The following is a 26,095-nucleotide window of genomic DNA, read 5'->3' on the forward strand; positions in this document are numbered from 1 at the left end:
TTTTCACGGGTTAGCCTTCGTTTTCCTTGCACCTAAATTCGACAAAAGAGGCGCCAAACCCTTGTTACTGTTGAATTTTTGATTTGTTCAGCAAGCCCTAATTAACTTTTTTGGTGTGAAATGGTTGATTGGTCTTTCGTATTGGAGTATCCTTGTGAGGCATTACTAAATAATAAAAAAATTTGGAGGGAAGAACGTTGAAAATGAGAGGTTTCAAATCTATTTTGGCAAGCGTTCTCCTTGTGGGTGCCCTTGTCTCGGCTGCGGCTTTTGCCGATGCATCTATTGCTAAGAACAGCACTCCTGAGCAAGTAGTATCGACGGTATTCGATGCATATAAGAAAAACGATATTAATACCCTTGTCGATAATGTAGTAAATAAGTTAGGTATAAATAATGTAGAGTTTAAAAACCAGCTTGAAATTGAGCAAAAAAATGACCCTGTTACTGGGTACGCCGTTAAATCGCTCGAAAAGGTAAGTGAAACAACATACCGTCTAAAAGTGGATATAAATCATCGAGATGCAGGCATTTCTCCTGACGAACTGACTGTGGGTAAACAGCAAAACAATACTTGGAAAGTCATAATAGAGCCGAGAACTATTAATGCTATCAAAGGTTCCCCTGACTACGGTCAAGTTAAAAAAGATGATAGTGAAAACTTAAAAAAAATCTATGACTCCAGGGCTGGGGTTACACCTTTTGCAACTTCGGTTCTTTACTACAGCTTTAATTTTGGAGCGGGTAAATCAGATACTAGCGGTACGTTTTAAGTGACGAATGCGAATGTAGAACGTATATCAGTAAATCATCTGTAGTAGCCCTCGTATTATAACGATACGGGGGTTTCGCTATTCCACGGCCACAAAAACAAGAAAACGGACTGTACGAAAGTATTACGCTATCATACATACTATCGTTATTTTACTAGGTTTATCAAGCGTTCCACATGTCCTGAACGTAAAAATCAAAGTGTTCCTTGGGGCAAATAGAAGTAACCTTTGTCACCCCAATACACGCCCCAACTTTTGCGAACGATAGCGTATATCTTGCCATTGATCTTTTTGTAACCAACCAACAGCAAGAACAGCATGGCCGCCAAGGTATGCTTCACCTGGAATCGGCATGGGCACGATACGGGGAAGGGAATAGTTATGTCTATGGTTTTGCCGCGGGAATGCTACAGCTTTATGGAGGATTTTTCCTGTTTTTGTCGAAATTCATGTTATATTACACTATTTGCGCTTCAATGGTTCTGATTATTCATTGTGGAAAATACAGGCGCCGCGGCGCTATTATCGTATAACTATGGGGGACAGGAAATGTACAATATAAAAAATAAAAAGGCGACAAAGGTTGATGCTGTGACGTTTGCAGAGCTTAAAATGGCAGAAAGTGATATGGAGGAGCTTCTCAGGAACAGTATCGAAATGCTCTGCGACGATGAGGAGTCCATGCTTATCGTCGGGCGGCAAGTGAAGAACGAAAGTCTCGGAAGAAGCGATCTTACTGCTGTAGATAATAACGGGAATATTGTATTGATAGAAATTAAACGGGATCGCAAAGATATTGAAAATCGAAAAGAGGCTTTTGAATTTCAGGCTATCCGATACGCTGCCAGTTACGCAACGATAGCAGATACGGATGATCTTGTTAAAAAGGTTTATGCTCCCTACATTGAAAAGCATAAAGGCGAATTTGAACTCGGCGAGTTGACTTCATATGAGCTCGGACTTAGAAAATTAAACGAGTTTTTGAAAGTGAACGGCGCTGAAGCCAGTTTCAATAAGAAACAAAAGATCATCCTCGTTGCTTCAGGCTATGACGATCAAACATTGTCTGCCGTCGCTTGGCTGAATAGTAATGGCGTAGATATGAGCTGTTACAAGCTCACGCCTTATACAATTAATCATGAATTGCTTATAACTGCCGAGAAACTGCTGCCGCTAGCCAACTATGATGACTACTATGTCAATTTAATAGAAAGAACTCCATCCAGAATCAAACTAACCAAGGATATTAAACGACGCTCATTACCTAAAATTGATGAAATGCTCCAATGGGGTGTTGTTAAAGAAGGAGATATTATTGTAGCCAAAGGCAGAGACGATGAAGCGACCTTGCTTAATAACGGGAACGTTCGTGTTGATGGTAAGGAAAAGTCATTATTGGCCTGGTTAAAGGAAGTATTCGGCTGGTCCAATATAGCGACCTATGATTTCTCGGTATTAAAAGAAAGCGGCAAGACCCTGTATCAAATTCGTGAGGAATATATGAATAAACAAACTTCCGAATCTGGGGAAGATACGTAATAGCAAAACAGATATTTTAACGGTGGTAGATTTCCTTAATCGTCGGTTTTGAAGTTTACATAAACTGTTGTAGACTCGAGTTCAAGGGAGGAATAATTATGAAATTATTACCATCGGTGATCAAGTTGGCATTGGAGAGGATCAATTTTATTGACCGTTATAGAAGTTTATCCAAATAAATATGATTGTTCTCTGGCAGAGTGCTTTGAAAATTATGATAAGGATGAAGTAATAGATATTATTAGAGGGTTAGGCTATGAAGCTAGCTACAATAAGAAGGAAAAGTTTTTTATTCTTGTAGAAAAAAAGTCACTGGAGTTCTTTTCATTTTTTATATCGCTTAAGTACGGAATTGTCGAATTTATTTGGTCAGGATTACCATGGGGATTATTAAAAGCACGATTGGATGGTAATTATCAAGATAATGTTAGAAAACCTTCATTTCGAAATTACAATGAATTAATATGCATATTGCAAGAGGCACTGGTTATGTATGAAGATTATAAAAGGGAAATTCTTGAACTTTATATACCCAATAAAAATTATGTTTAGCTTGTCGATTCTGGAGTTGCCGCTCGGATCCCAAATGTGGCCCGTATTTGCTCACAGGATAGAGCCATCTCTGCAGGGCAAGCAAATTGAAAAATATTTGAAATGAGAAGAACAACTTTACATTGGGGTTGTTCTTCTTATTTTATAGATGAGGAAGGGATTTTGCTCAATGTTGTCGAATTGTGGTAATGAATTCATATTTGGTAAAAATGTAAATTAGAGTGAAATGGATACTAACGTATAAAGATATAAAGTATGATTCGCATGAGAGGATAGAGAAATGAATAAGGAGTTCATCGCACACGTAGTCAAAAATGATGATGGCAGTTGGTCTCATCCTCACCTCTTGTCGCAACACGCGGAAGAGACGGCACGTCTAGCGGAAAGTTTCTCTTCCAAGTTCCGGTCCGGGGAATGGGGGAAAGTGCTTGGGTTAGCCCACGACGCTGGCAAAGGAAGAGTTCTATGGCAGGAGTATTTGAAAGCGAAAAGTAGATATGACGAAGATGCCCATTTGGAAGGTAAAATCGGAAAAATTCCGCATGCTATCCATGGCGCCGAGTTGGTTGAACAGTTGTTTGGCAAGGGAATCGGGCGAATACTAGCATATTGCATTGCCGGTCATCACGCAGGGTTGCCGGATTGGTCTAGCGCCGAAGGTGCGGGGCTTGCCTCTCTTCAGTTTCAGAAAAACCAAGTGAATGACTTGGATCAAATTGACGGCAGCATTATTGATCGTCTGCGTGAAGTAAACCCTCTGCATCCGCCGTGGAAGTTCGCCAGTGGCCTGGACTTGTCGTTATGGATTAGAATGTTGTTTTCAAGCCTTATAGACGCAGATTTTTTAGATACTGAACGATACATGGATCGTATGAGAGCCTCGACCAGGGGAGGGTATTGTTCTATATCAGAACTACTTGAACGACTCAACCAGTATTGCAATGAGTTAGATGTGCGTTCCGAGCACACGCAAGTAAATAAAATTAGAAAGCAGATCAGAGCAACATGCAGACAAAGAGCGATAGATGAGCAAGGAATGTTCTCACTTACGGTGCCGACCGGAGGGGGAAAAACAATATCCAGCCTGGCCTTTGCTCTGGAACACGCAAAGTTCCATGGTCTTGATCGCATTATCTACGTGATCCCGTACAGCAGCATCATTGAACAAAATGCGGACGTTTTTCGTTCTGCTCTTGGAGCAGACCAAATAGTCGAACATCACTCTAATGTCGATGATACTGATTCAACAGTTAAATCCAGGTTGGCTGCAGAAAATTGGGATGCTCCGTTGATTGTGACCACATCAGTCCAATTTTTCGAATCGCTATTCGCGGCGAAGCCTAGTCGGTGCAGGAAGCTTCATAACATTGCCAGATCCGTCGTTGTACTAGATGAGGCGCAGTTGGTTCCAGCAGAATTTTTGGCCCCCATTCTTGAAACAATGAGGCTGCTTGTCGACCACTATGATGTCAGTTTTGTTATTTCCACTGCGACGCAACCCGCTTTTAAGGAACGAACGATCAACGGGAAGCTATTTAAAGGACTGAAGGAAATCAAAGAGATCATGGGAAAAGAGGGAGATATCCAACTGCTCTTCAATGAGTTAACCCGCAATCGCATTCTAGTTCCCTCTGATCTGCATACGGCTTCAAGTTGGGAAGAAATTGCCGGAGAGCTGGTGCGATATGACCAGGTATTGTGCATTGTTTCTGACCGGAAGAGTTGCCGCGAATTACACAGGCTAATGCCGGAAGGAACTTATCATCTGTCTGCGCTGATGTGCGGGCAGCATCGCAGCGATATTATTAGTGAAGTGAAACAGAAATTAAAGGATCATATGCCCGTTCGTGTAATTAGCACGCAACTGGTTGAAGCCGGAGTCGATTTGGATTTCCCTGTTGTATACAGAGCAATGGCTGGATTAGATTCCATAGCGCAAGCCGCAGGACGCTGTAATAGAGAAGGGAAATTGTCCCAATTGGGGAAAGTTGTCGTGTTTAATCCGCCTCGGGAAGCGCCGGAAGGAATTCTGCGCAAAGCGGCGGAAACAACGAGAAGCATTTTGATGTCTAATGCTCATGACATATCGAATGCCGATTTCGAAACGTTTTTCGAGGAAATGTACTGGAAGGTTCATTCGTTGGATAAAGCAGGAGTTATTGCACTGCTGGATCCTATTCAGAATGATCCGAGGGAGTGTAGTATTTTCTTCAGGACGGCGGCAAATAAATTCAAATTAATCGACGATGAGGAGCAAAAGACGATTTGGGTTCGTTATCATCAAAGCAATCGACTTATCGATGAATTAAAAGTGAAGGGACCCGACCGAAGACTGTTGAGAAAGCTGCAAAGATACACTGTTAGCATTTATAAACGTGACTTTAATATTCTAAAGGAAAAAAAAGTCATTGAGGAGGTGTATCCGCAGATGTTTGCATTGTTGCCCAAGCGGGCGTATTCGAAACACATAGGGTTACGTATTGAAGACGCAACTGATACTACGTCATAATTTATGTTTTGGAAAGGAGAAATTCGATTGCATAATTGGTGCCTGGAAGTGTGGGGGGATTATGCTTGTTTTACCCGGCCGGAAATGAAAGTGGAGCGGGTAAGCTATGATGTGATCACCCCGTCGGCGGCGAGAGCGATTTTTGAATCGATTTTGTGGAAACCGGCGATCCGATGGAAAATAACAAAAATTGAAGTGTTAAATCCGATTAAATGGATTAACGTGCGCAGGAACGAGGTCGGCAAGAGAGCATCTGGTCCTACCTCCAAACAAATGGCTGGGATGCCGGGTGCCCCGATAGGAATTTGGATTGAAGACGAACGATTACAGCGTGCCGGGCTTTTTCTAAAAGATGTTCGTTACCGTATTCACGGTTATTTTGACTTTATTCCGCTTGGAGAGCGAGGAGGTAATCGCCCGATTGGGCAGGGAGTTTGGGCAAATGAGCAGGAACGTAACGAATCAGTCAGAATAGATGAAAGCGCTGCTAAATATGCCGCCATGTTTGAGCGGAGAGCTGGGAAGGGGCAATGTTTTCATCGGCCTTATTTAGGCTGTCGAGAGTTTGCCTGCGATTTCCGGCTGATTAAACATCCCGTTGAAGAATTGGAGAGCCCTATAGATGAAACTCGGGATTTAGGTTTTATGTTGTATGATATGGATTTTGAACGGAACGTCGACGATCCGACACCACTCTTTTTCCGTGCGCAAATGTATCGGGGGACCGTGAACACCAATCGCAATGAAATTGAGGTGAGAGGATGATTTTGCTCGCCTTGAAGGAATATTACGACAGGAAGGTCTCCGAAGGGGCAATCGCACAGGACGGTTGGATCGAGGGAAACATTGACTTGTTATTTGAGCTCGACCTTGATGGATGTTTGTGTAATATTTCAGATTTAAGGGAAATAGACGGTAAAAAAATGCTCTCTCGTCCCTTTCAGTTGCCTAATATCGGAAAACAAGCTTTAAAACACTCGAATAGCGGTAAAGACGCGAACTTACTGTGGGATAATGCTGCTTTCGTGCTCGGTTTGGGAGATAAAGGGAGTCTACGTTTGCAAAGCATGATCGATGCCATCGACCAGTGGATCGGTCCGGCGAGTGATGCTGGTATTCATGCCGTGCGCAGCTTTCTTCAAAAAGGATTGGGGAACCGAAGTCACTTTGATTTGGCACTGAACCATCCCGAGTACGGTGAAATTTTGCAAAAAGGGAGTGTAAAAGTCAGCTTTCGTGTTCTTCAGACGGGATATCAGACAGTTTTTTTGTCGCCGATAGTTGCTGCTGCCCTTGAACGGGCAGTGGAATCGAAGGATTCGGATGTTCGGATTGGGACATGTCTGGTGACGGGAGAACAACACACTGTCGTGGAAGCAACGCATCCGGTAATTAAAGGGGTTAAGCATGCACAGCCTTCAGGAGCAAATATTGTAAGTTTTAATAAAGAAGCTTTTAATTCATATTCAAAAACGCAAAGCTTCAATGCACCAGTTGGCAAGGTAGTGGCTTCCCGTTATGTGAAAGCTTTGAATGATTTACTCGATTCTCCGAGACAGCGTTTGAACATAGGCGATGCTTCCGTCGTATTTTGGGCCGAAAAAAAGAGTGTTTTCGAAACAGATTTTTCTTCTTTCTTTCAAGAGCCTGAAAGGGACAATCCAGCTGCGGGGATCGAGAAAGTGAAAGCATTGTTCGAATCGGTACAGACCGGGGCATACATGGAAGAGAGCGGAACTACCCGTTTCTTCATTCTGGGGCTTGCACCGAACATGGCGCGGATATCAATTCGTTTCTGGCAAGTGGGAACGGTTTCTGAGTTTTCATCCAAAATCAGGAACTATTTTGAAGACTTCGAGATCATCAAGCCACCCAAGGAGCCGGAGTTCTACTCCGTATGGCGTATCCTGGTAAATGTTGCAACTCAGGACAAAAGCGAAAATATTCCGCCAAATCTATCGGGTGATTTTATGCGATCTATTTTGGAAGGGATGCCTTATCCGACTACTTTATTGCAGGCGGTTCTACGCCGTATTCGCAGCGATACGGAATATCGGGTGAAACCCGTTCGCGCAGCATTATTAAAAGCTTATATGAATCGATACCATCGGTTTTATCCGCATCCGAATTATAAGGAGGTAACACGGGAATTGGATACGAATCAACCGTCTGTTGGTTATCAACTGGGCAGATTGTTTGCCGTTTTGGAAAAAATTCAGGAAGAAGCAAACCCGGAGCTTAATACGACAATTCGGGAACGCTATTACGGAGCAGCATGCGCTACTCCAGTCGCCGTATTTGCAAATTTGCTTCGCCTCAAAAACCACCATTTGGCCAAGATTGAACGCAAAGGAAGAGTAGTCCATTTTGAAACGCTTCTTGGCGAAATAATGGGGAAAATGAGAGAGTTTCCTGCTCATCTCAACTTGTACGAACAAGGACTTTTTGCGATCGGCTACTATCATCAGCGACAAAACTTTTTTACTTCCAAACAAGACGCATCAGGCAAAAACAATTTAGATATAACTGAGGAGGAGAACTTATCATGAGCACAGCACTTCAAAAGCGGTATGATTTTGTGATTTTGTTTGATGTGAAGGACGGAAACCCGAACGGTGATCCCGATGCCGGCAATTTGCCCCGGATCGATCCCGAAACCGGACATGGGCTCGTAACGGATGTTTGTCTGAAAAGAAAGGTACGGAATTATGTTGGATTAAAGATGGGTAATCAGCCTCCGTACGCTATATTTGTGAAAGAAAAGTCAATCTTAAACCATACGATTGAGCAGGCATACATCAGCTTGGATATTGATTTGAACGAATCTCCGGCTGATGCGGAGGATGGAAAGAAGCGGATTAAGGCTGGCCAAGGTCAAGGAAAGGAAATCGAGCGGGCAAGGCAATTTATGTGTCAGAACTTTTTCGATATTCGCACATTTGGCGCTGTTTTGTCTACCGGGCCGAATGCGGGACAGGTCCGCGGGCCTGTGCAGTTCACCTTCGCTCGTTCAGTAGAACCGGTCGTTTCACTGGAACATAGCATCACGAGAATGGCTGTAGCAACCGAAGCAGAAGCGGCAAAACAGGGTGGCGAAAACCGTACTATGGGACGGAAATTTACGATTCCATACGGGCTTTACCGCGCTCATGGCTTCATTTCAGCACCTCTTGCAAATCAAACCGGTTTTTCTGAGATCGATTTGGAGCTTCTTTGGGAAGCGCTCGAAAATTTGTTCGAGCACGACCGTTCTGCGGCACGCGGGTTGATGGGAACAAGAAAACTAGTTGTTTTCGAACACACTTCAGTGATGGGGAACATTCCAGTACAAAAGCTTTTTGACGCAGTTACTATTAGTCGGATTAACGAAGGAAAGCCGGCACGAGATTATAAAGATTATATCGTTTCCATTAAGAAAGAGATGATACCTTCCAGTGTCAAACTCATTGAGAGGTAGGATCAGAGTATCCATATTAACATATCAAATCAATCTTAATAATGCTCCCATTCCCAGTTTTGACACATTCGGAAACCAGTCTGCTGGGTATATCGGAGCTCTGGTTGAGTAGGAGAGCCGGGGATGAGGTGGGGAGGTGAGCAATTTCACGTCCCCACTTCGTTGCTATATTCAGAATACTCAAACGGGGGATGAGGTCCGCTAATGCAGTTCATATCACATGGGAAGAGACCAAGTTTTAACGAAATGCCAAGTTGAATTTGATCAATCTGCTTACGGAATGTTTACTTCTCCTGCCGGTTCTGAAGTTGTGTAAAGAACTGCGAGCTCAACGTGAAATGCCGTGGTGCTTTTTATTCTAGGGCGTGATTCACGAGCGAAGCTGGACACGAAAGCGAATGGGACTTACATTGCTGCTGAGTCGGCCGCTAGATCGTGGTGCGAATGTGAAGCGAACATGAATTTCCCGGGGGATTCGCACCTGTGCGAAATCGAATGGTGTTATCGGATTATAGCGATGCTTCTATATCTAATGGCTTATTCAGTAGATTGGGTGTATTATTAAAGCAAATAATCGTTTTTCAGGGTTAATATTCCTTGAAAATCGGAGTCGCACCCCGCACGGGTGCGTGGATTGAAATCCATGCCGCCCCGCTCCAGCGCCGCCATGCGCCGTCGCACCCCGCACGGGTGCGTGGATTGAAATATTGCCTGATTTTGTCAATGATGTGTTTTATCCAGTCGCACCCCGCACGGGTGCGTGGATTGAAATGTGGAAGCCACGTGAAGAAGACAGAAACCAAGAACAGTCGCACCCCGCACGGGTGCGTGGATTGAAATATTTTAATCTCTCCTTTGATTTGATATCTCTATTGTCGCACCCCGCACGGGTGCGTGGATTGAAATACATCACGCTTACCCGTTTGCCTCGGGAGCTTGTCGCACCCCGCACGGGTGCGTGGATTGAAATGATTGCGAAAGTACACCTTCAATCCGTCAAGTACGTCGCACCCCGCACGGGTGCGTGGATTGAAATGTCCCATATCTCGTTAGCTATGCGTATGTACCGTCGCACCCCGCACGGGTGCGTGGATTGAAATAATGGCAGCAGCACGCGCCGGTCATCAAGGATGCAGTCGCACCCCGCACGGGTGCGTGGATTGAAATATCGCCTTGTCAGTCGCTTGTCCGGCGACGTCCAGTCGCACCCCGCACGGGTGCGTGGATTGAAATTGATTAATCGGAAGAATCAGCGGCTGACCAGACGCGTCGCACCCCGCACGGGTGCGTGGATTGAAATTAAAACCATCATCAGCTGGCGAGGCGTCAGATCATTAAGTCGCACCCCGCACGGGTGCGTGGATTGAAATTTGCTCAGAAATTATTGTATTACATCTTTGACACTGTCGCACCCCGCACGGGTGCGTGGATTGAAATCGATCCATGCTACAATAGGCTCATAACTTATTTGAGTCGCACCCCGCACGGGTGCGTGGATTGAAATCTGTTCGATCATACCAACAGCTGCCCGATAGACGTCGCACCCCGCACGGGTGCGTGGATTGAAATCGAAGCTCGGCAACTCTATTTTCGGAAGCTTGATTGTCGCACCCCGCACGGGTGCGTGGATTGAAATGCTCTGCAGGCTGATGGTTGGTATCTAAGGATGGGTCGCACCCCGCACGGGTGCGTGGATTGAAATATTAATTACAAGACATTTTCAGTAGCAACCGACGGTCGCACCCCGCACGGGTGCGTGGATTGAAATGTTTTTGGCCTATGAAAACAACGATTCCGATTGGTCGCACCCCGCACGGGTGCGTGGATTGAAATTTGCCGACATTAAGCGTGAGTGGGATGGCCGACGAGTCGCACCCCGCACGGGTGCGTGGATTGAAATTATGACCGAAAGCATCGGCGAAGGCCCCTATTGAGGGTCGCACCCCGCACGGGTGCGTGGATTGAAATGTGATCCGACGGAGATTTTGTACAAAGACACCCAGTCGTCGCACCCCGCACGGGTGCGTGGATTGAAATGTGATCCGACGGAGATTTTGTACAAAGACACCCAGTCGTCGCACCCCGCACGGGTGCGTGGATTGAAATCGGCGAAAACCGGAGTTGAGGGAACGGTACGAACTGTCGCACCCCGCACGGGTGCGTGGATTGAAATATATACCTCGGAGGCATATTGATAAGCAGGCGTTGTCGCACCCCGCACGGGTGCGTGAATTGAAATCCGCGTATGTATACGCTTTTCCTACGCCCTTTTGTCGCACCCCGCACGGGTGCGTGGATTGAAATACGATAGACGCCTTATTTGTAGACGCAGCTAACTGCGTCGCACCCCGCACGGGTGCGTGGATTGAAATGTCTTCGGATGGTTAACCAAATCGGCTATTGATTGTCGCACCCCGCACGGGTGCGTGGATTGAAATTCGGCAATATGCCGAGGATTCAACGCCATACAGGTCGCACCCCGCACGGGTGCGTGGATTGAAATACCGCAAGCTTGCGGAAGTCACTTTTATGAACACGTCGCACCCCGCACGGGTGCGTGGATTGAAATGTTGTGGAAAGGGCATTAACGTATCAGAAAAATAGTCGCACCCCGCACGGGTGCGTGGATTGAAATAACTAGCAGACTGCAAGATTTATATAGACAAGCGGGTCGCACCCCGCACGGGTGCGTGGATTGAAATATTGGACGACTAAAGACGGCCTCGACGATCCCCGAAGTCGCACCCTGCACGGGTGCGTGGATTGAAATTAAGACGACATCATCCGGGATCACTGGATATATGCGTCGCACCCCGCACGGGTACGTAGATTGAAATTATGCGAACGGTGAAATCGAAGTGGTTGATGAACCGGAGGTACCTCATGAATGAATTTTCCGCAGTGATGAATGAATAATATCCAGATCAATTTGCGTCGGGATATCGCCCCATTCGATACCCTGAAATGAAATTTAGAGTGGCTCCTAATAAAAGGGTTCCCTTGGAAGTGTCCTGAAACTTTTGGCCGAGGATGAAGATCCGCATGTCCGAAGCATGGTGGCTGCCAAAAACCGAATCACAACTGCGCTACAGTTAAAGTGGCAAAAGAAACCGATGAACATGTGAGGTCGGGGGGTGTAAACAATAAAAAAAATTGCTTGAAAGCTTTGGAGATTTTATTTGCCGATACTGTCTAAAAAAATCATCCCCTTCTACGGTAACGTCAACTTACGTTACTGCGGAAGGGGATTTTTTGCGTCTATGGTTTAGCCGCGGGAATGCCGCAGCACTTCAGTCAGTATATTTTTGGCCATTTCTATCGTCTGGTCGTCATGTTGAACGAGCATGGCGACAATTTCCTGAATGATTTTTTCATTGGAAGGAAGATGCTCATATTGGTAGGAGTACACGAAAAATTGATGCACACCTACGCCCAAGCCATCGGCTATTTTTTCCAGATTGAGGAGGGAAATGTTCTTCTCCGCCCGCTCAACGCCTCCAATATATGAAAAAGTAAATCCACATCGTTCAGCCAGAGCGTTTTGTGATAAGCCCTGCGCCTTTCGAATCTCGCGTATGCGTTTTCCGACATGAACTAAAATTTCTGACATAGCTTACACCTCATTTTGAGTGTAGAGGTAACCGGACAAACACTAAATAACCTTTAGAGAGTCAAAAAATAAATATTGATACATATAATAGTCAAATGTATAATGATTTATAACTTGAGGTACAAATGATTGACTTGAAATCAATGACTTTATCTTGCTATCTTAAGTTTTATTCAAACAGCAATAATTATGCTTTCCAGCCAGTAGCCCAACTTGGAAAGGAGCCGGGGATATCGTCATGAATGGTTCAATGGTCCGATGGTTACTTCCTAACGATCAGTGGATTGAAAAGCAGGTCGGCGATATATCGGAATTTTTGCTGCTGCTTCGGCTGGTCAACGTTGTTTCATACGAAGCCATGAGCTACAAGATCGCCCGGATCGAAATGGTTCTTGATGATCCTATTTGGATTTCTGTCATTCTGGAGTAAATGGGGTGGGGGGCAAGTATGACCTGGAACGGATGGGAGGCATAGCTGTTGCGCAGAGGAGTAGAACAGGAGGTTTTCCGGATGAATGAAGACGGAAGGTTAACGGCTTAAAATGTCAACTGGATTAATTAGCGTGCGTTTGCTATCGGATGTACAGATGTATCTTGAGCAATCCCGAAGATATATGTCCATGGGTGCCGTATTCTTGGAGCAAGGCATGTATAAGGAATGCGTGACGGTCGCGGGGATGGCGGCGCAGGCTAAGCTTAGAGCGTTATACATCCAGGTGAACGGCGCTTATCCGCCGCTTCCGCCCTCGAATGAACTCTTACTAAGGAACCTTCAATCGCATGGCGAGCTGGATTGGGATACAGAAAGGTTTTTGAATGAACTGTTTTTTGTCTCCGCACATTACGATGGTTTCTTCCATAATCCGCCCGCAGAGGAGAACGTTCGCAGGCTTATGTTCAAGACGGAGCATATGCTGCGCCGATTGTAGATAGAAGAGGGGCTGAGTCGTCATGATCACGAACCGCCCCCGCTTGCCCCTTGGACAGCTCTTTATGTGAAGCGATGCTTCAAACGAAACTCAGACGGGGATACCCCCATCACGCTGCGGAACGCTTTGGAGAAATAATGGATGGAAGAGTAGTTGTATTTATGAGCGATTTCGGTAATGGACAGGTTGGTTGCGCATAGATCGTCCGCGGTTTGATACAGCCTCCGACGCTGAATGTATTCGTTCGGGGTATGTCCGGTCTGCTCCTTGAAAAGCTGATGAAACCGGCTGCGGCCGAGCCCGAGCTCCTTAGCCCAGAGGTACAGCTCCGCTTCGGATTTTTCCAGCGGTGAGCTGTCGATTTTCTCCAAAATTTGAACGATGCGCGGATCGCCCCAAGCATCCTGCCTGGCCGCTGTACTTAGGAAATGATAGAGAAACGTCTGGAAAGCCGCGTTATATTGCAGGGACTCGATCGGGCTTCGCACGCCCAGCAGCGACGGGGGCTGCGTGAAGGCATTGAAATAGGACAGCCACAGCCCGACGTTGTTCACCTTCATCACTTGATGCAGCTGTAGACCGGGGAGAGAGCTCGCCCGTTCTTCCATGAAAGGCCGGTCGACCGGCTTGAAATAATCCCGTTGGTAATGAAACTCCGGTCTGTGGACGTACTTCCAATCGAAATAGGCGCAGCGGTGCACCATCAGCCGCTTCTCGTCGGATATCCATTGATGGGGGCGCCCGGCGGCAATATAGACAAGAGATCCGGGCTGAAGCGCATGCTCTTCTCCGTCAAGCCGGAGAGTGCCGCGGCCTTCTTCCACCAGGATGACCGCATTCGCATAGCATACTCGGAGCGGGCATTGCTCCTTGGGCGTAAATCCGTACTTTTGCGCAAATAACAGCAGTGGATTGAAATCCGAATAGCGGGTCAAGTAATCGACTTTTAACCGGTATACCGGGATTCTCACAGTCTACGCCTCCCTTGAAGCCTTCTTATTCTCCCCATCATACACGGCAAGTTCGCCTCATTCAATCGGAAAATAGAATAAATCGTAAGCGTTTTACATAAAGACAGCGGCTCCCCCTCCGATTATGATTAAGGAAAAAAGAGCGTCGTTTAAGAAAAACGTTCACTTTGCTGCCGATAGGGGAGGAATGGGAAGGATGAAGGTTGACGCTTGGAAAGGAACGGCTTCGCTGGCCGCCTCCGGGATGCTTTTACTGGCGGTTTTGACGGGCTGCTCCGGGGAAAAAGATGCCCAGGGCACAACGTCGGAGCCACCCGGTCCGGCTGCGAATACCGATACGTTCGATACGAATTTATCGGCCCATTTATCGATGTATGTAGATATCAGCTTACCTGACGAATGGTACAAGAAGTTTGTTATCGACCCGGTGACCCAAAAATTTCCTAACGTTCAGCTGGATCTTATCCGAAAAGGCAAAGGCACGAATCCAAGCGAGCTTGTGGTTGCGGGCACTTTTCCCGATATCTTGTATAACAGCCCGCCGCGGCTGAGCGAGTATAAGGAGCTGGGCTTGCTGTACGACATGAGCGATCTGATCAAGAAGTATCAGGTCGACGTAAATAAGCTGAACCAGCCGGCTATGGATACGATCAAGCAGATCGGTGATCAGGGACAGATTGTCGGTCTGCCGTTCTGGGTGAACTGGTCGGCCTTGTATTACAACAAGGACATCTTCGATAAGTTCGGCGTCGCGTATCCGAAAGACGGTATGACATGGGAAGAGGCGATCGAGCTGTCACGGCAGCTTACCCGGACCGATAACGGCGTGAATTACAGGGGACTGGATCAGAATCTCAGCGGATTCACCGGCCAATTGTCTCTCGGTTTCGTAGATCCGAAGACGGAAAAACCGGCGCTGCTGCAGGAGGAAGGCTTCAAGCGCTCCTATGAGATGCTGCTCGAGCTGTACAAAATACCGGGCAACGAAAATCGCCCCTCCGCGCCTAAGGATGCATTCTTGAAGGACAGGACGTTGGCGATGTGGCCGATGTATGCGGATGTGCCGTCCTGGATCAGCGATTTGGAGGCCAAGGGCGAGACGTTCAACTGGGATATGGCGCAAATGCCGAGCTTTAAGGAAGCGCCGGGAGTGTCTATGGCCGTCGACTCCCATAATTTGTACGTGACCAGCAGCAGCCCCAATAAGGAGGCGGCGTTTCAGGTCATTAAGTATTTGCTGTCCGAGGAGCCTCAGCTGCAGCTAGTCAAGAACGGGTTCCTGACTTCCTCTACGGATCAGGAGATCAACAAACATTTTGGCGAAGATATGCCCGTGTTCAAGGGAAAAAACTTAAAGCCTGTCTTTGAATCGACGCCAGCGCCGAAAGGGGCCATGCATAAGTACGACTCGATCGTATCGAGCGAATACAATAAAGCGTTCCCTGCGGTGGAGAGCGGGAGCAAGGACATTAATTCCGCTCTTCGCGAAGCGGCGGAGCTCGCTGAGAAGCGCATCGAAGAGGCGAAGAAAGCGAAATAGACGAACTGAGGCCAGTGCCGCTGGCGGTGTGAACGAAACCGATGTTTCCTTTGCTAAGGAGCATCGGTTTTTCAGTATTGTGGAATGATTGCGGATAGAAGGGGGAAAACGCCTGTTTGCTCCGCCGTCAGCCTGTTGCGATGCTTGATATTCCCAAAATAAGTGAATATAGTTAAAGTAATTCTTTGAAACGGCGCGCAGAGAGTGGAGTTTGCATAGCATGAAGCCGATGGTTTTGATTCGTAAAGATTAGCGGCATCATCGAAGACGGGTGATCCAGCTTAAGCGCAGGCTTGCTAAGCAGCTCGGATGGCATGAAACGTATGCAGGGAAGTTTGCTAAAGGCAAGATTCATTGTTCTTGTTCGTATTGCAGGAAAAAGACGAGGGAAATAGGCTTTCCTAAATCGGATCTAGTGAGACTCGGGTGATTAGAGGCTTTCTCCAAATATGCCGAAACCAAGAAAAAGGAGCCATCAAGCCATGAATCATCCTATCGTCGATATCGGGGTCAATTTGATGCACCGTTCGTTTCACGAGGATCGCGAGCAGGTTGTCCAAAGAGCGGCCGAGAGCCAGGTCTCGCCCCTGATTATTACGGGAACGAGTCTGAGGAGCAGCGGCGAAGCGGCCCGCTATGCCGCACGTTATCCCGGGAAGCTGTATGCGACGGCGGGAGTGCATCCTCACGATGCGAAGAGCTGCAATGAAGAGACGATCGCGAAGCTGCGCGAATTGGCGGCGCTGCCGCAGGTGGCGGCGATCGGGGAGTGCGGCTTGGACTACAACCGGGATTTCTCGCCGCGGGACGTCCAGCGTCATTGGTTCGCCGAGCAAATCCGCTTGGCGCTCGAACTGGACATGCCGCTGTTTCTGCACGAGCGGGAAGCGTCCGCGGATTTTATTGCACTTCTTAAGGAGCATGCGGTCTCCAAGGCGGTTGTCCATTGCTTTACCGGCACCCGGTCAGAGCTTAAGGCTTATCTTGATATGGGCCTCTATATCGGAATTACCGGCTGGATTTGCGACGAAAGAAGAGGCAGGCATCTTCAGGAGCTGGTCCGCATGATTCCGCTGAACCGGCTTATGCTGGAGACGGACGCGCCTTTCCTGACCCCGAGGGATTTAAAAGAAAAGCCGGCGAATGGACGGAACGAGCCTGCCTTCCTGCCGCATATTCTGCAAACCGTAGCGCGATGCATCGGCAAGCCGGCGGAAGAAGTCGCCAAGGCTGCGACGGAGACGACGGCGGAATTTTTCGGTATAGACTAGAGGGAACATTGCGGCGAATGGCTAATGATGCACCCAAATATAAAAACGAAGGGCACCGGGCTTCCCTGGCCGGCGCTCTTCGCTTATTTTCTTCTATACGCTTTTTCCCATTCGTTAATGATCTCTGCGCGTGTCTTCTCTCTATCCCGCGCCCAGCGGGAGGTTTCCCATTCGAGTATCGATTGTTGTCTTGTTTTGAAAAAACGGTAGTCGCAAATATCCCAGGAACAGAACAGCTTCCGGTACCACTTGCCGTTTTGAACATCATCATTGAAGCGGCGCACGGCTTTGCCTGCTTGGCGTTTGGCCCAGCGGCTGCCCGGCGTCGTTTGATCGGTCCATACCGGTGATTTTTTTACACTTCGGCTCATTTGGCTCTCTAACCTCCTTAGGGGGAAGCTAGAGGCCGTCTAGTATCTTCATGGTTCACCTCATTTCAAGATTTTTGTTGTCAGCATATATAGACGCCGGTGAACATAATAGGTTGCATGGCATCGGGGATTTATTTTGTTAATATTGGATAAAAATGAATTTATGTCTAGGATTCGGATTGAGCGAATGAGAGGGGGAACCGTATGAGAGATGAACGTTTATACGATAAAATCAAAGGCGGCCTGTACGGCGTTGCCATTGGAGACGCTTTGGGCGGGACAACCGAGTTTATGACCGCCGGGGAAATCAAAGCTCAGTATGGATACATCACCGAAATAATCGGTGGCGGCGTTTGGCATTTGGAGCCCGGAGAAGTAACTGACGATACGATGATGACGCTTTGCGTAGCGGAGGGGATTCTTGAGAACCCGGCGGCGCCTCTGGAGCCGATCGGGCGTTTGTTTCTGAAATGGTATCGTTCCAGGCCTAAAGATATCGGCAGCACGATTCGCCGCGCTTTTGAAAATTACGAGGATCACTGGTTTGAAGCGGCCTTTCTGGCGGATCTTGATCTGGGTCAGAGCGGCGGCAACGGTTCTTTGATGAGATGTCTTCCCGCGGCACTGGCATATCAAGAAATATTCGATCTGGAAAAGGTCTCAAGGATGCAATCCAAGATGACTCATTACGATGAAAGATGCAGCGAAGCATGCGTGATCTACAATCGAATTGCTCATAGGCTATTGCGCGGAGAAGAAATAGGCAGTGCGGTCAGAAGTGAGGTGGCGGGTACGGAATATGAAGGCTGCATTAAGGGCGCACCGAACTGCGAGCCTAGCGGCTTTGTCGTTCATACCTTCAAGTGGGTGCTGCATATTCTGCTTAGTTCCGCCGATTTTAGCGAAGTTGTGCAAAAAGCGGCCAATCTAGGCGGAGACTCTGACACGATAGGAGCGATTGCCGGGGGCCTTGCAGGCATTAGCTGCGGTTATCGTTCTATTCCGGCGGCTTATTCGGAGGCGATCTTGATCAAAGACCGGTTGGATCAGGTTTCTTCCCGCTTGTACCGCTTGCGAATGGGTGAGTAACAGCCCCGGATTAGCGATTCAAAAAATCCCGGGGCCACGCCTGCTTATGCGCGGCCCCGTCTATACCGCAGGAGGCAAGCTAATCATGAGAGCACTTTGCCGTTGATTTCTATCTCGGCGTGGTGTTCACCGATTGAACCCGCAAGCCGACAGGCTCGGTCAACGGCTGCTTCAGCTTGCTGCGCACATAGTAAGTTCCATATCCATAGTTTGCATTGCCCGACACGGCGTTCCAACTGCCCTGCACCGGCAGAAGTCGGCCGTTCGCTACCTGCCTGCCCATTACCCCGGGCAAAACTGCCAATCCCCCTCCAGCGGAAGGGGCCGCGAAGTCTCCAGCATCTTACCGCGCAAATCCGGCAAGTCTTACCGTACTTTGGGAGCCCCGGGCTCGTCGTTCATTGCACATATCACGCTATTATGCGTAAACGTTTTTACAACAAATCCGAAATCCTTCGAACGTACCGCCTGCCTTCATTTCCCGATAAATACAACAGAAGAATAATGGATAAAATGGATGGGTTTTACAAGAGCGTCTCATACTATTAAGCCGACAGGTATCCAAAATCCTTATATAAATGTCATGTACCATTACATTATTTTCGAGCTAACTGGGTTAATTTGGTTTGTTGTGTTATATAAAATAACATTCGAGTGACATTGAATCAAAATGTAAACGGTTTTATTTTCGTTTTTTTAAAAGAAGCTCTTGCAATCCTGCTGAGGATGCACTACAATGAAACTAGCAATTGCGAAAACGTTTTTTCAAACAAATGTACAGTTCCAGAATGTTCCTTTTATTATTATAATGCGAATATTGTAAAAACGTTATTACAAGGCAAATGGGAGGAATGGACGCAGCTGTGACGAACAAGGAAATCACGATAAAGGATGTAGCGAAGCAGGCCAATGTGTCTGTAGCAACCGTATCTCGCGTCCTCAACGGACGGGATCGGGTAAGCGACGCGACCCGCAAGAAAATATTGAAGATCATCGAGGAGCTGAATTTTGTGCCCAGCACGATGGCCGCCTCAATGGTTAAGAAAAAGACCAATATGCTTGCCGTTGTCGTCCCGGAGATTCAGAACCCCTTCTACACCGCGGTCATCGGCGGGACGGTAGAGATAGCCAATAATGAAGGCTTCTTCACGATTGTTATTTCCACGAACGGCAATGAGACGGAGGAAGAAGAGTTTTTCGAGAGCTTCCTGAGTAAGAACGTCGACGGGATCGTGCTGATCGGCACGCATAGGGAGGCCGGGTTTTACCGGAATATTCGCAAGCCGACGATTCTGGTCGACCGCTATATCAATGACAGCGGGCATGACGGAGTGTTGATCGATAACTACCGCGGAGCTTACGAGGCTACCAAGCATTTTGTGGATTACGGCCATGAGCGAATCGCGATTATTGACGGGGAGCATGATTTTAACGATGGGAAGGATCGTTATTGGGGCTATCGCCAAGCGATGCTCGAAGGAGGTCTGACTCCCGATCCGAAGTACCATAAGCAAGGGAAATGGCTTGAAGAGGACGGCTACCGGTTTGCGATGGAGCTGTTGCAGGCGGAGCAGCCGCCGACCGCGATATTTGCCGCCAACAATGTCATCTGCAAAGGCGTGATCAGGGCCGTTCGCGACTTGAACCTGCAGATCGGCGAGGATATATCCTTGATCGGTTTTGACGAAAATGAGCTGGCGCAGTTCGTACAGCCCAGAGTGACCGTCGTCGCTAGACCGACGAGAGAGATGGGGGTTCAAGCGGCGGAAATGCTCATCCAGAAAATTAAGGGAGAGCCCAAAGAACAGGCGAAGCCGAAAAAAGTCATACTGGATGTTGAGTTGATGAAGTACGGCTCGGTCAAAAAGCTGAAGTGAGGGGGAGCTATGGCGAATATTTTGGTAGTGGGCAGCATGAACATGGATATTGTTACGCAGGTGGAACGTCATCCCGTTCCCGGCGAAACGATTCAAGGACGCGAAACCGGCTTTTTTATCGGGGGCAAAGGGGCTAATCAGGCGGTTGCCGCCGCCCGTTCCGGGGCATCGGTGGCTATGGCGGGAGGATTGGGTTCGGATTCCTTCGGCCGCGACATTCGCAAGAAATTGGCCGAGGACCGGATTGACCTTGGCTTAGTCGCCGAGAAGCCGGCCGCGACCGGTGTCGCATTGATCGCGATCGATAAGGCGGGCGAGAATAACATTATTCTATCCGCGGGCGCTAATGGAGCATACGGGGAAAAGGATGTCGACGGATTGCATTTGTCCGGATATGACGCCATCCTGCTGCAGAATGAAATTTCCCCGGCGGCAAGCCGAAGGATGCTGGATAGAGCCGAGGAGGCGAGCATCCCCGTATTTATGAACCCGGCTCCGATCGCCGGATTTGACCGCGCCGACTTAAGCAAGATCAGCTTCCTGATCGTCAATGAAATCGAAGCGGAGGAGCTGAGCGGAATCCGAATCGACGGGATCGGGAAGGCACGGCAGGCAGGTAAGCAATTGCTGGAAGCGGTTCCACATCTGGTTATCACCTTGGGCGGCAAAGGCTCCCTCTATATGGACCGGGCCGGAACGGAGATCGAGACGCCTGCGTTCGCGGTTCATGTAGTGGATACGACGGCGGCTGGAGATACGTTTATAGGGGCGTTCGCCGCAACGTATCTAGCGGGCGCGGAGCTGGCAGAGAGCTTGCGCTATGCCACCGCAGCTTCGGCGCTCGCCGTGTCCGCCGCGGGCGCGCAAAGCTCGATTCCTCCGGAAGAGCAGGTACGGGCGTTTCTGGAGAATGAGGAGTCAGCGGCGGGGTAAAAGACCGGTGAGAAAACGGACGAAGCAAGCCGAAAAGGTCTGAAGAAGGGGATAGCAACGACCGGAAGACGTTATTCGCTTATATCGCCGGCGTCTTTCAACAGCTTTTTAGAAAAAGTGGGACTCCCGCAATTTCCGACTTTTACAAATTAACGCTTAGACTTAATAAAGTATCCGGTATTCTTTCGCAATGACATGAGGAGGAGGGCGAATGATGAGCAAACCGGTTTTGACGATGGAAGGCATCAGCAAGGAGTTTCCAGGGGTTAAGGCGCTGACGGATGTCAATTTCGAGCTGTATCCGGGCGAGGTGCACGCTCTGATGGGAGAGAACGGTGCGGGCAAATCGACGCTGATGAAGATTTTGTCCGGCGTATACGCGCCGACGCAGGGAACGATAAGGCTGAAGGGAGCGGATGTGACGTTCCGCAATCCGCTCGACGCCCAGCGGCAGGGGGTGTCGATCATCCACCAGGAATTCAATTTATTCTCCAATTTGTCCGCAGCCGAAAATATTTTTATCGACCGGCCGGAGATGGTCGGCCGTTTCGGACGAATTGAGTGGTCCAGAATGTATGACGAAGCGCAGCGGCTGGTTAATTCCATAGGCGGAGGCGATATCGATGTCCGCAGGGAAGTCCGGCATCTCGGAGTCCACAGCCAGCAGGTTATCGAGATCGCTAAAGCGCTCTCCTTTCAGGCGGACGTGTTGATCATGGATGAACCGTCGGCGGCTCTGCCGGAGAACGAAGTGCAGAAGATGTTTGATGTTGTAAACCGGTTACGGAATCAAGGGGTGGCTATTGTTTATGTTTCCCACCGGATGAAGGAAATTTTTGAAATCGCCGATAAAGTCACGGTGCTGCGCGACGGAACCAAAATCGGTACCCGAAGGATCGATGAGGTCACGGAGCAAAGCTTGATTCAGATGATGGTCGGCAAAGAAGTGAATCAGCTGTATCCGGTGCGCGAGCAAGCGCCCGGCGACGAGGTTGTGCTGCAGGCGGACAAGCTGTCTCTCGATGCCTCTCACCATATTTCATTTGAACTGCGGAAGGGAGAGATTCTGGGGCTGTTCGGTCTTCCGGGCTCCGGCTCGCACACGGTCGCCGAGCGGCTGTTCGGTCTAAAACGGGGAACCGGCGACATCAAAATGAACGGCACCTCGGTAAGCATTCATAGTCCCGGCGAGGCCAAATCCAGGAAAATCGCCTATGTGCCGCCGGATCGCCACCGCCAGGGCATCATTAAACCGATGTCCATCCGCCAAAATTTGTCGCTGCCCATCCTGCCTCAGCTTTCCAAAGGGATCATGCTCGATCAAGAGCGCATTCGGCAGCTGAGCGGGGAGTATATGGAGAAGCTGCGGATTAAGGCGCCCGGCGACGGGCAAAGCGTCGATTTCCTGAGCGGCGGCAACCAGCAGAAGGTTGTCATCGGGAAGTGGCTTGCTGCCCGGCCGGAAATTCTCATTCTGGAGGAGCCGACACGAGGCGTCGACGTCGGAGCCAAGGCGGAAATTTACAGCATTATTCATCAGCTGGCCGGGGAAGGGCTGAGCATTCTGCTCATCTCCTCGGAAATGCCGGAGGTTATCGGGCTGAGCGACCGCATCCTGGTGTTGTACAAGGGCGAGATCGTACACGAATTCGCCCATGGCGAGGCGGACCAGGAGCAGCTGCTTCAGCGGGCCTCGCATCCGCGCTTGGAAGGAGGCACCTTATGAAACGCATATTCCATATTCATGAAGCGCCGATCATTATATTCACGCTGGTTGTCACTGTATTGTTTGCCGTCATTTCGCCCGATTTCTTTCACTTCGATAATGCCAAGCTGATTCTGGATCAAAATATCTCGATGTTTATCGTGGCGATCGGGATGACGATGGTCATCCTGTTGGGCGGAATCGATTTGTCGGTCGGCTCGGTGCTGGCATTGACGGCAACGTCCGTGGGGTTGTTTCTCAGCCACGGCATCAGCCCTTGGCTGGCCTCCTTGATGGGCGTATGCATCGGCATGCTGTGCGGCGCCGTCAACGGATATTTTATTGCGGTAAGGAAGATTCCGGATATCATCGTTACTTTGGCCACGATGTATATTTTCCGAGGCATTGCGGTCGGGATCAGCGGCGGGACGTGGATGACCAATTTTCCGGAGGGCTTCCGTTTCTTCGGTCAAGGCGAACTGCTCGGCATGTCCTTTCCGCTGCTTGTCGCGATCATTCTCATTGCCATCTTCATCTACTTGCTGAAAGGTACCCGGGCGGGCAGAAGAATTTACGCCATCGGCGGGAACGGCTCCGCAGCCAAGCTTGCGGGCATCAGCATAGCGAAAACGAAGTTTACGGTATATGTGCTTACCGGATTGCTGGTCGGGATCGCCTCGGTTATTTTCGCTTCCAAGGTAGGCAGCGTGCAGGCCTCGACTGCGGGCAACAGCTTGTCCTTCGAAGTGATGGCGGCCGTGCTTATCGGCGGGGGAAGCATCTTCGGCGGCGTAGGTACGGTAGCCGGAACGATGATCGGCGTGCTCTTTATGGGAATGATCAAAAACGGACTGATAATCTCTAAAGTATCCCCGTTTTGGGTCGATGCTACCACCGGTTTTCTGATTATTCTGGCAATTTCTATTAATACGATACAGCGCGTCCGACAAAGCAAAAGCAAAGAGGGGGATTTGGTATGAGCGCATGGGCAAGCCGGTTTTCGCTCCAATCGAATAAATTACTTGTTCAGCTGCTGCTGCTGTTCGTCATTCTCGTCTTGTTCAGCTTCTTGTCTCCGTATTTCTTGTCCGTAACCAACTTTATGAACGTGCTGAACCAGATGGTTGAGGTGGGGCTTATCGCAATCCCGATGACGATGATCATTATATCGGGCGCAATGGATCTGTCGGTCGGCTCCATTCTGGCATTCTCCGCGGTTTGCATGGGGGTCGCTTACCAGCATGGCGTCAATATTTGGGTCAGCGTGCTGATCGGTCTGCTGGCGGGTCTGCTGTGCGGGGCGGTGAACGGCTATCTGATCGCGAGGCACCGGATGCAGGCAATTGTCGTTACCATCGGGATGCTGGTCATGCTTCGAGGTCTTGTATATGTGATGAACGAGGGCAGGCCGATTAACGGATTTCCCGATTCGTTCTACTTTATGGGCCAGCAGTATATCGGCGGCATTCCGTTCAATGCGATTTTCCTGGTGGTCATGTTTCTGATTGCGAATTTTGTAATGAAGAAAACGAGATTCAGCACTTATGTGTACGGCATAGGGAATAATGAGGAGGTTGTGCGCTACTCCGGCATTTCGGTCGTGCGCATCCGATTCATCCTGTTTATGCTCAGCGGATTGTTCTCGGCTTTGGCGGGTGTTTTCCTGGTGTCTCGTCTGGCAAGCGCGGAGGCGACGTCGGGTACCAATATAGAGCTGGACGTTATTACAGCTACATTAATAGGAGGCACGCATATTTTCGGGGGGAGGGGGAGCTTGTCGGGCACGTTCGTCGGTTTGCTGATCATCGTGTTTTTGCGTAACGGCTTGAATTTGCTGGGCGTTTCCGTGCTTTATCAGGCCGTCATATTGGGCGCGCTGCTGCTGCTTGCTGTAGGAAACAAAAAGTTCAATGGAGAGTGATACCTATGAGAAAAATGACATTGACATTGTTAACGGGCGTACTGGCTTTGAGTTTGGCGGCTTGCGGAAATACCGGAAATCCTCAGGCAAGCGCCGGCGGGGATAAGGGCTCTTCGGCATCGGGGGAAAGAACGTACTTTATTAACCCTAAGTCGATCGGTCCCGCCTATTGGGCGGCGGCGGAGAAGGGAGCTAAGAAAGCTGAAGCGGATTTGAAAGTCAAAGTGTTATTCAATGCCCCGACCGAAGCGGACTCGTCCAAGCAAATTAATATGATCCAGGATATGCTGACGCGCAAAGTGAACGGCATCGGCGTATCGCCTAACGATGCGAAAGCGGTCGGCCCGGTGTTCAAGAAGGCGGCCGGCCAGGATGTCAAGATCGTTACCTGGGATAGCGACGCTCCGGACACGGACCGCCAATATTACGTAGCTCCTGCGACGGATAAAGAGGTTGGAGAACTGCTGGCCAAAACGATCGGGGAAGAGATCGGCGGCAAAGGTCAGGTCGCATTCATGGTAGCCGGACTCGGCTCGCAAAATCAGATCGCCAAATCCGATGCGGCCAAAGCGTATTTCTCCGCCCATTACCCGGATGTGAAGGTGGTCACGACCGTATCCAGCGACGACGATCAGCAGAAGGCGTACGCCAATGCGCAAAATCTGATCAAGACGTACCCGGATTTGAAAGGAATTATCGGATTTGCAGGAGGCGAACCGCCTGCGGCGGCCGAGGTTGTCGAGCAAGCGGTCAAGGCAGGCACCTTGAAAAAGAATCAGATCGCCATTACGGGCATTGCGGTTCCAAGCGTAGTGAAAAATTATATTAAAAACGGCACGATCAAAACGGATATTATTTGGGACCCGGGCAAGCTGGCGTATGTCACGGTCTATGCGCTCGATCAGCTCGCTCAAGGCAAGGAAATCAAAGACGGCATGGACATTCCGAACGTAGGCGCCGTCAAGGTGGACGGGCCCAATATATTTATCGGCACGCTGGAAGTAACAGGAAGCAATGTAGACAGCTTCGACTTCTAGAAGCCTTGTGA

General features: G+C 48.9%; 23 protein-coding genes and 1 CRISPR repeat array. Of the genes, 18 read left to right on the forward strand and 5 right to left on the reverse strand.

The features are described 5' to 3' along the window. Positions 1-197: 197 nt before the first annotated feature. Complete coding sequence (locus N0M98_RS30740; RefSeq protein WP_249861072.1) at positions 198-773, forward strand: hypothetical protein; 576 nt, start codon at positions 198-200, stop codon at positions 771-773. A 194-nt stretch (positions 774-967) separates the two neighbouring features. Here N0M98_RS30740 and N0M98_RS33955 read toward each other — a convergent pair whose 3' ends face one another. Beyond that, a complete protein-coding gene (locus tag N0M98_RS33955; RefSeq protein WP_375295575.1) occupies positions 968-1,093 on the reverse strand; it encodes a C1 family peptidase in 126 nt (41 codons plus the stop codon). 229 nt (positions 1,094-1,322) lie between these two features. Here N0M98_RS33955 and N0M98_RS30745 point away from each other — a divergent pair, with 229 nt between their 5' ends. The 6 genes from N0M98_RS30745 (at position 1,323) to cas7c (ending at position 8,830) form a co-directional block, all read left to right on the forward strand. Next, positions 1,323-2,312, forward strand: a complete 990-nt coding sequence (locus N0M98_RS30745; protein WP_249861073.1) for a hypothetical protein — start codon at positions 1,323-1,325, stop codon at positions 2,310-2,312. A gap of 150 nt (positions 2,313-2,462) precedes the next feature. Then, positions 2,463-2,864, forward strand: coding sequence for a hypothetical protein (locus tag N0M98_RS30750; RefSeq protein ID WP_259620173.1), 402 nt, complete (start codon positions 2,463-2,465; stop codon positions 2,862-2,864). 280 nt (positions 2,865-3,144) lie between these two features. Then, on the forward strand, positions 3,145-5,373 hold the full coding sequence (locus N0M98_RS30755) for a CRISPR-associated endonuclease Cas3'' (RefSeq protein WP_249861075.1): 2,229 nt from the start codon (positions 3,145-3,147) through the stop codon (positions 5,371-5,373). A 27-nt stretch (positions 5,374-5,400) separates the two neighbouring features. Then, positions 5,401-6,138: a type I-C CRISPR-associated protein Cas5c gene (gene cas5c / locus N0M98_RS30760; protein WP_249861076.1), complete on the forward strand. Its 738-nt coding sequence runs from the start codon at positions 5,401-5,403 to the stop codon at positions 6,136-6,138. Then, positions 6,135-7,922, forward strand: a complete 1,788-nt coding sequence (gene cas8c, locus N0M98_RS30765) for a type I-C CRISPR-associated protein Cas8c/Csd1 (RefSeq protein WP_249861077.1) — start codon at positions 6,135-6,137, stop codon at positions 7,920-7,922. Before cas5c ends, cas8c begins: the two co-directional genes overlap by 4 nt. After that, a complete protein-coding gene (gene cas7c / locus N0M98_RS30770; protein WP_249861078.1) occupies positions 7,919-8,830 on the forward strand; it encodes a type I-C CRISPR-associated protein Cas7/Csd2 in 912 nt (303 codons plus the stop codon). The genes cas8c and cas7c overlap by 4 nt, the downstream gene beginning before the upstream one ends. A 609-nt stretch (positions 8,831-9,439) precedes the next feature. Further along, positions 9,440-11,667: a CRISPR direct-repeat array (repeat unit 32 nt; unit sequence GTCGCACCCCGCACGGGTGCGTGGATTGAAAT). Positions 11,668-12,095: 428 nt separating this feature from the next. Here the strand turns inward: cas7c and N0M98_RS30775 are convergent. Next, a complete protein-coding gene (locus N0M98_RS30775; protein WP_259620174.1) occupies positions 12,096-12,440 on the reverse strand; it encodes a helix-turn-helix domain-containing protein in 345 nt (114 codons plus the stop codon). Positions 12,441-12,678: 238 nt separating this feature from the next. Here N0M98_RS30775 and N0M98_RS30780 point away from each other — a divergent pair, with 238 nt between their 5' ends. After that, positions 12,679-12,870, forward strand: coding sequence for a hypothetical protein (locus N0M98_RS30780; protein ID WP_259620175.1), 192 nt, complete (start codon positions 12,679-12,681; stop codon positions 12,868-12,870). 157 nt (positions 12,871-13,027) lie between these two features. Further along, positions 13,028-13,369 carry a HEPN domain-containing protein gene (locus N0M98_RS30785; protein WP_375295574.1) on the forward strand — a complete coding sequence of 114 codons (342 nt, stop codon included), beginning with the start codon at positions 13,028-13,030 and terminating at the stop codon, positions 13,367-13,369. Between the two features lie 62 nt (positions 13,370-13,431). Here the strand turns inward: N0M98_RS30785 and N0M98_RS30790 are convergent, their stop codons facing one another. Then, positions 13,432-14,340: a helix-turn-helix transcriptional regulator gene (locus N0M98_RS30790; protein ID WP_259620177.1), complete on the reverse strand. Its 909-nt coding sequence runs from the start codon at positions 14,338-14,340 to the stop codon at positions 13,432-13,434. A 196-nt stretch (positions 14,341-14,536) separates the two neighbouring features. Here N0M98_RS30790 and N0M98_RS30795 point away from each other — a divergent pair, with 196 nt between their 5' ends. Together N0M98_RS30795 and N0M98_RS30800 are read left to right on the forward strand one after the other, a co-directional pair. Beyond that, positions 14,537-15,880, forward strand: coding sequence for an ABC transporter substrate-binding protein (locus tag N0M98_RS30795; protein WP_259620178.1), 1,344 nt, complete (start codon positions 14,537-14,539; stop codon positions 15,878-15,880). Positions 15,881-16,362: 482 nt separating this feature from the next. Continuing rightward, positions 16,363-17,151 (forward strand): TatD family hydrolase, encoded by a 789-nt coding sequence (locus N0M98_RS30800; RefSeq protein WP_259620179.1) that lies wholly within the window; start codon positions 16,363-16,365, stop codon positions 17,149-17,151. A gap of 83 nt (positions 17,152-17,234) precedes the next feature. Here N0M98_RS30800 and N0M98_RS30805 read toward each other — a convergent pair whose 3' ends face one another. Continuing rightward, positions 17,235-17,522 carry a hypothetical protein gene (locus tag N0M98_RS30805; RefSeq protein WP_259620180.1) on the reverse strand — a complete coding sequence of 96 codons (288 nt, stop codon included), beginning with the start codon at positions 17,520-17,522 and terminating at the stop codon, positions 17,235-17,237. Between the two features lie 204 nt (positions 17,523-17,726). On the opposite strand from N0M98_RS30805, the gene N0M98_RS30810 reads away from it, so the two are divergent. Next, positions 17,727-18,611, forward strand: a complete 885-nt coding sequence (locus N0M98_RS30810) for an ADP-ribosylglycohydrolase family protein (RefSeq protein WP_259620181.1) — start codon at positions 17,727-17,729, stop codon at positions 18,609-18,611. A gap of 109 nt (positions 18,612-18,720) precedes the next feature. Here the strand turns inward: N0M98_RS30810 and N0M98_RS30815 are convergent, their stop codons facing one another. After that, positions 18,721-18,906: a hypothetical protein gene (locus N0M98_RS30815; protein ID WP_259620182.1), complete on the reverse strand. Its 186-nt coding sequence runs from the start codon at positions 18,904-18,906 to the stop codon at positions 18,721-18,723. A 568-nt stretch (positions 18,907-19,474) separates the two neighbouring features. Between N0M98_RS30815 and N0M98_RS30820 the strand changes: the two genes are divergently transcribed. The 6 genes from N0M98_RS30820 (at position 19,475) to N0M98_RS30845 (ending at position 26,084) form a co-directional block, all read left to right on the forward strand. Continuing rightward, entirely contained in the window at positions 19,475-20,488 is a 1,014-nt protein-coding gene (locus N0M98_RS30820; protein ID WP_259620183.1) for a LacI family DNA-binding transcriptional regulator, read from the forward strand. 9 nt (positions 20,489-20,497) lie between these two features. Further along, complete coding sequence (locus N0M98_RS30825; RefSeq protein WP_259620184.1) at positions 20,498-21,421, forward strand: ribokinase; 924 nt, start codon at positions 20,498-20,500, stop codon at positions 21,419-21,421. A 211-nt stretch (positions 21,422-21,632) separates the two neighbouring features. Beyond that, positions 21,633-23,147 carry a sugar ABC transporter ATP-binding protein gene (locus tag N0M98_RS30830; protein WP_249861089.1) on the forward strand — a complete coding sequence of 505 codons (1,515 nt, stop codon included), beginning with the start codon at positions 21,633-21,635 and terminating at the stop codon, positions 23,145-23,147. Continuing rightward, complete coding sequence (locus N0M98_RS30835; RefSeq protein WP_249861090.1) at positions 23,144-24,106, forward strand: ABC transporter permease; 963 nt, start codon at positions 23,144-23,146, stop codon at positions 24,104-24,106. The genes N0M98_RS30830 and N0M98_RS30835 overlap by 4 nt, the downstream gene beginning before the upstream one ends. Then, on the forward strand, positions 24,103-25,047 hold the full coding sequence (locus N0M98_RS30840) for an ABC transporter permease (RefSeq protein WP_249861091.1): 945 nt from the start codon (positions 24,103-24,105) through the stop codon (positions 25,045-25,047). Before N0M98_RS30835 ends, N0M98_RS30840 begins: the two co-directional genes overlap by 4 nt. A 5-nt stretch (positions 25,048-25,052) precedes the next feature. After that, the gene (locus N0M98_RS30845) at positions 25,053-26,084 is read left to right on the forward strand and encodes an autoinducer 2 ABC transporter substrate-binding protein (protein ID WP_249861092.1); all 1,032 of its coding nucleotides are present in this window, start codon (positions 25,053-25,055) and stop codon (positions 26,082-26,084) included. Positions 26,085-26,095 lie beyond the last annotated feature (11 nt).

This window comes from Paenibacillus doosanensis (genome assembly GCF_025060755.1).
GTDB classification, from domain to species: Bacteria; Bacillota; Bacilli; order Paenibacillales; family NBRC-103111; genus Paenibacillus_S; species Paenibacillus_S doosanensis.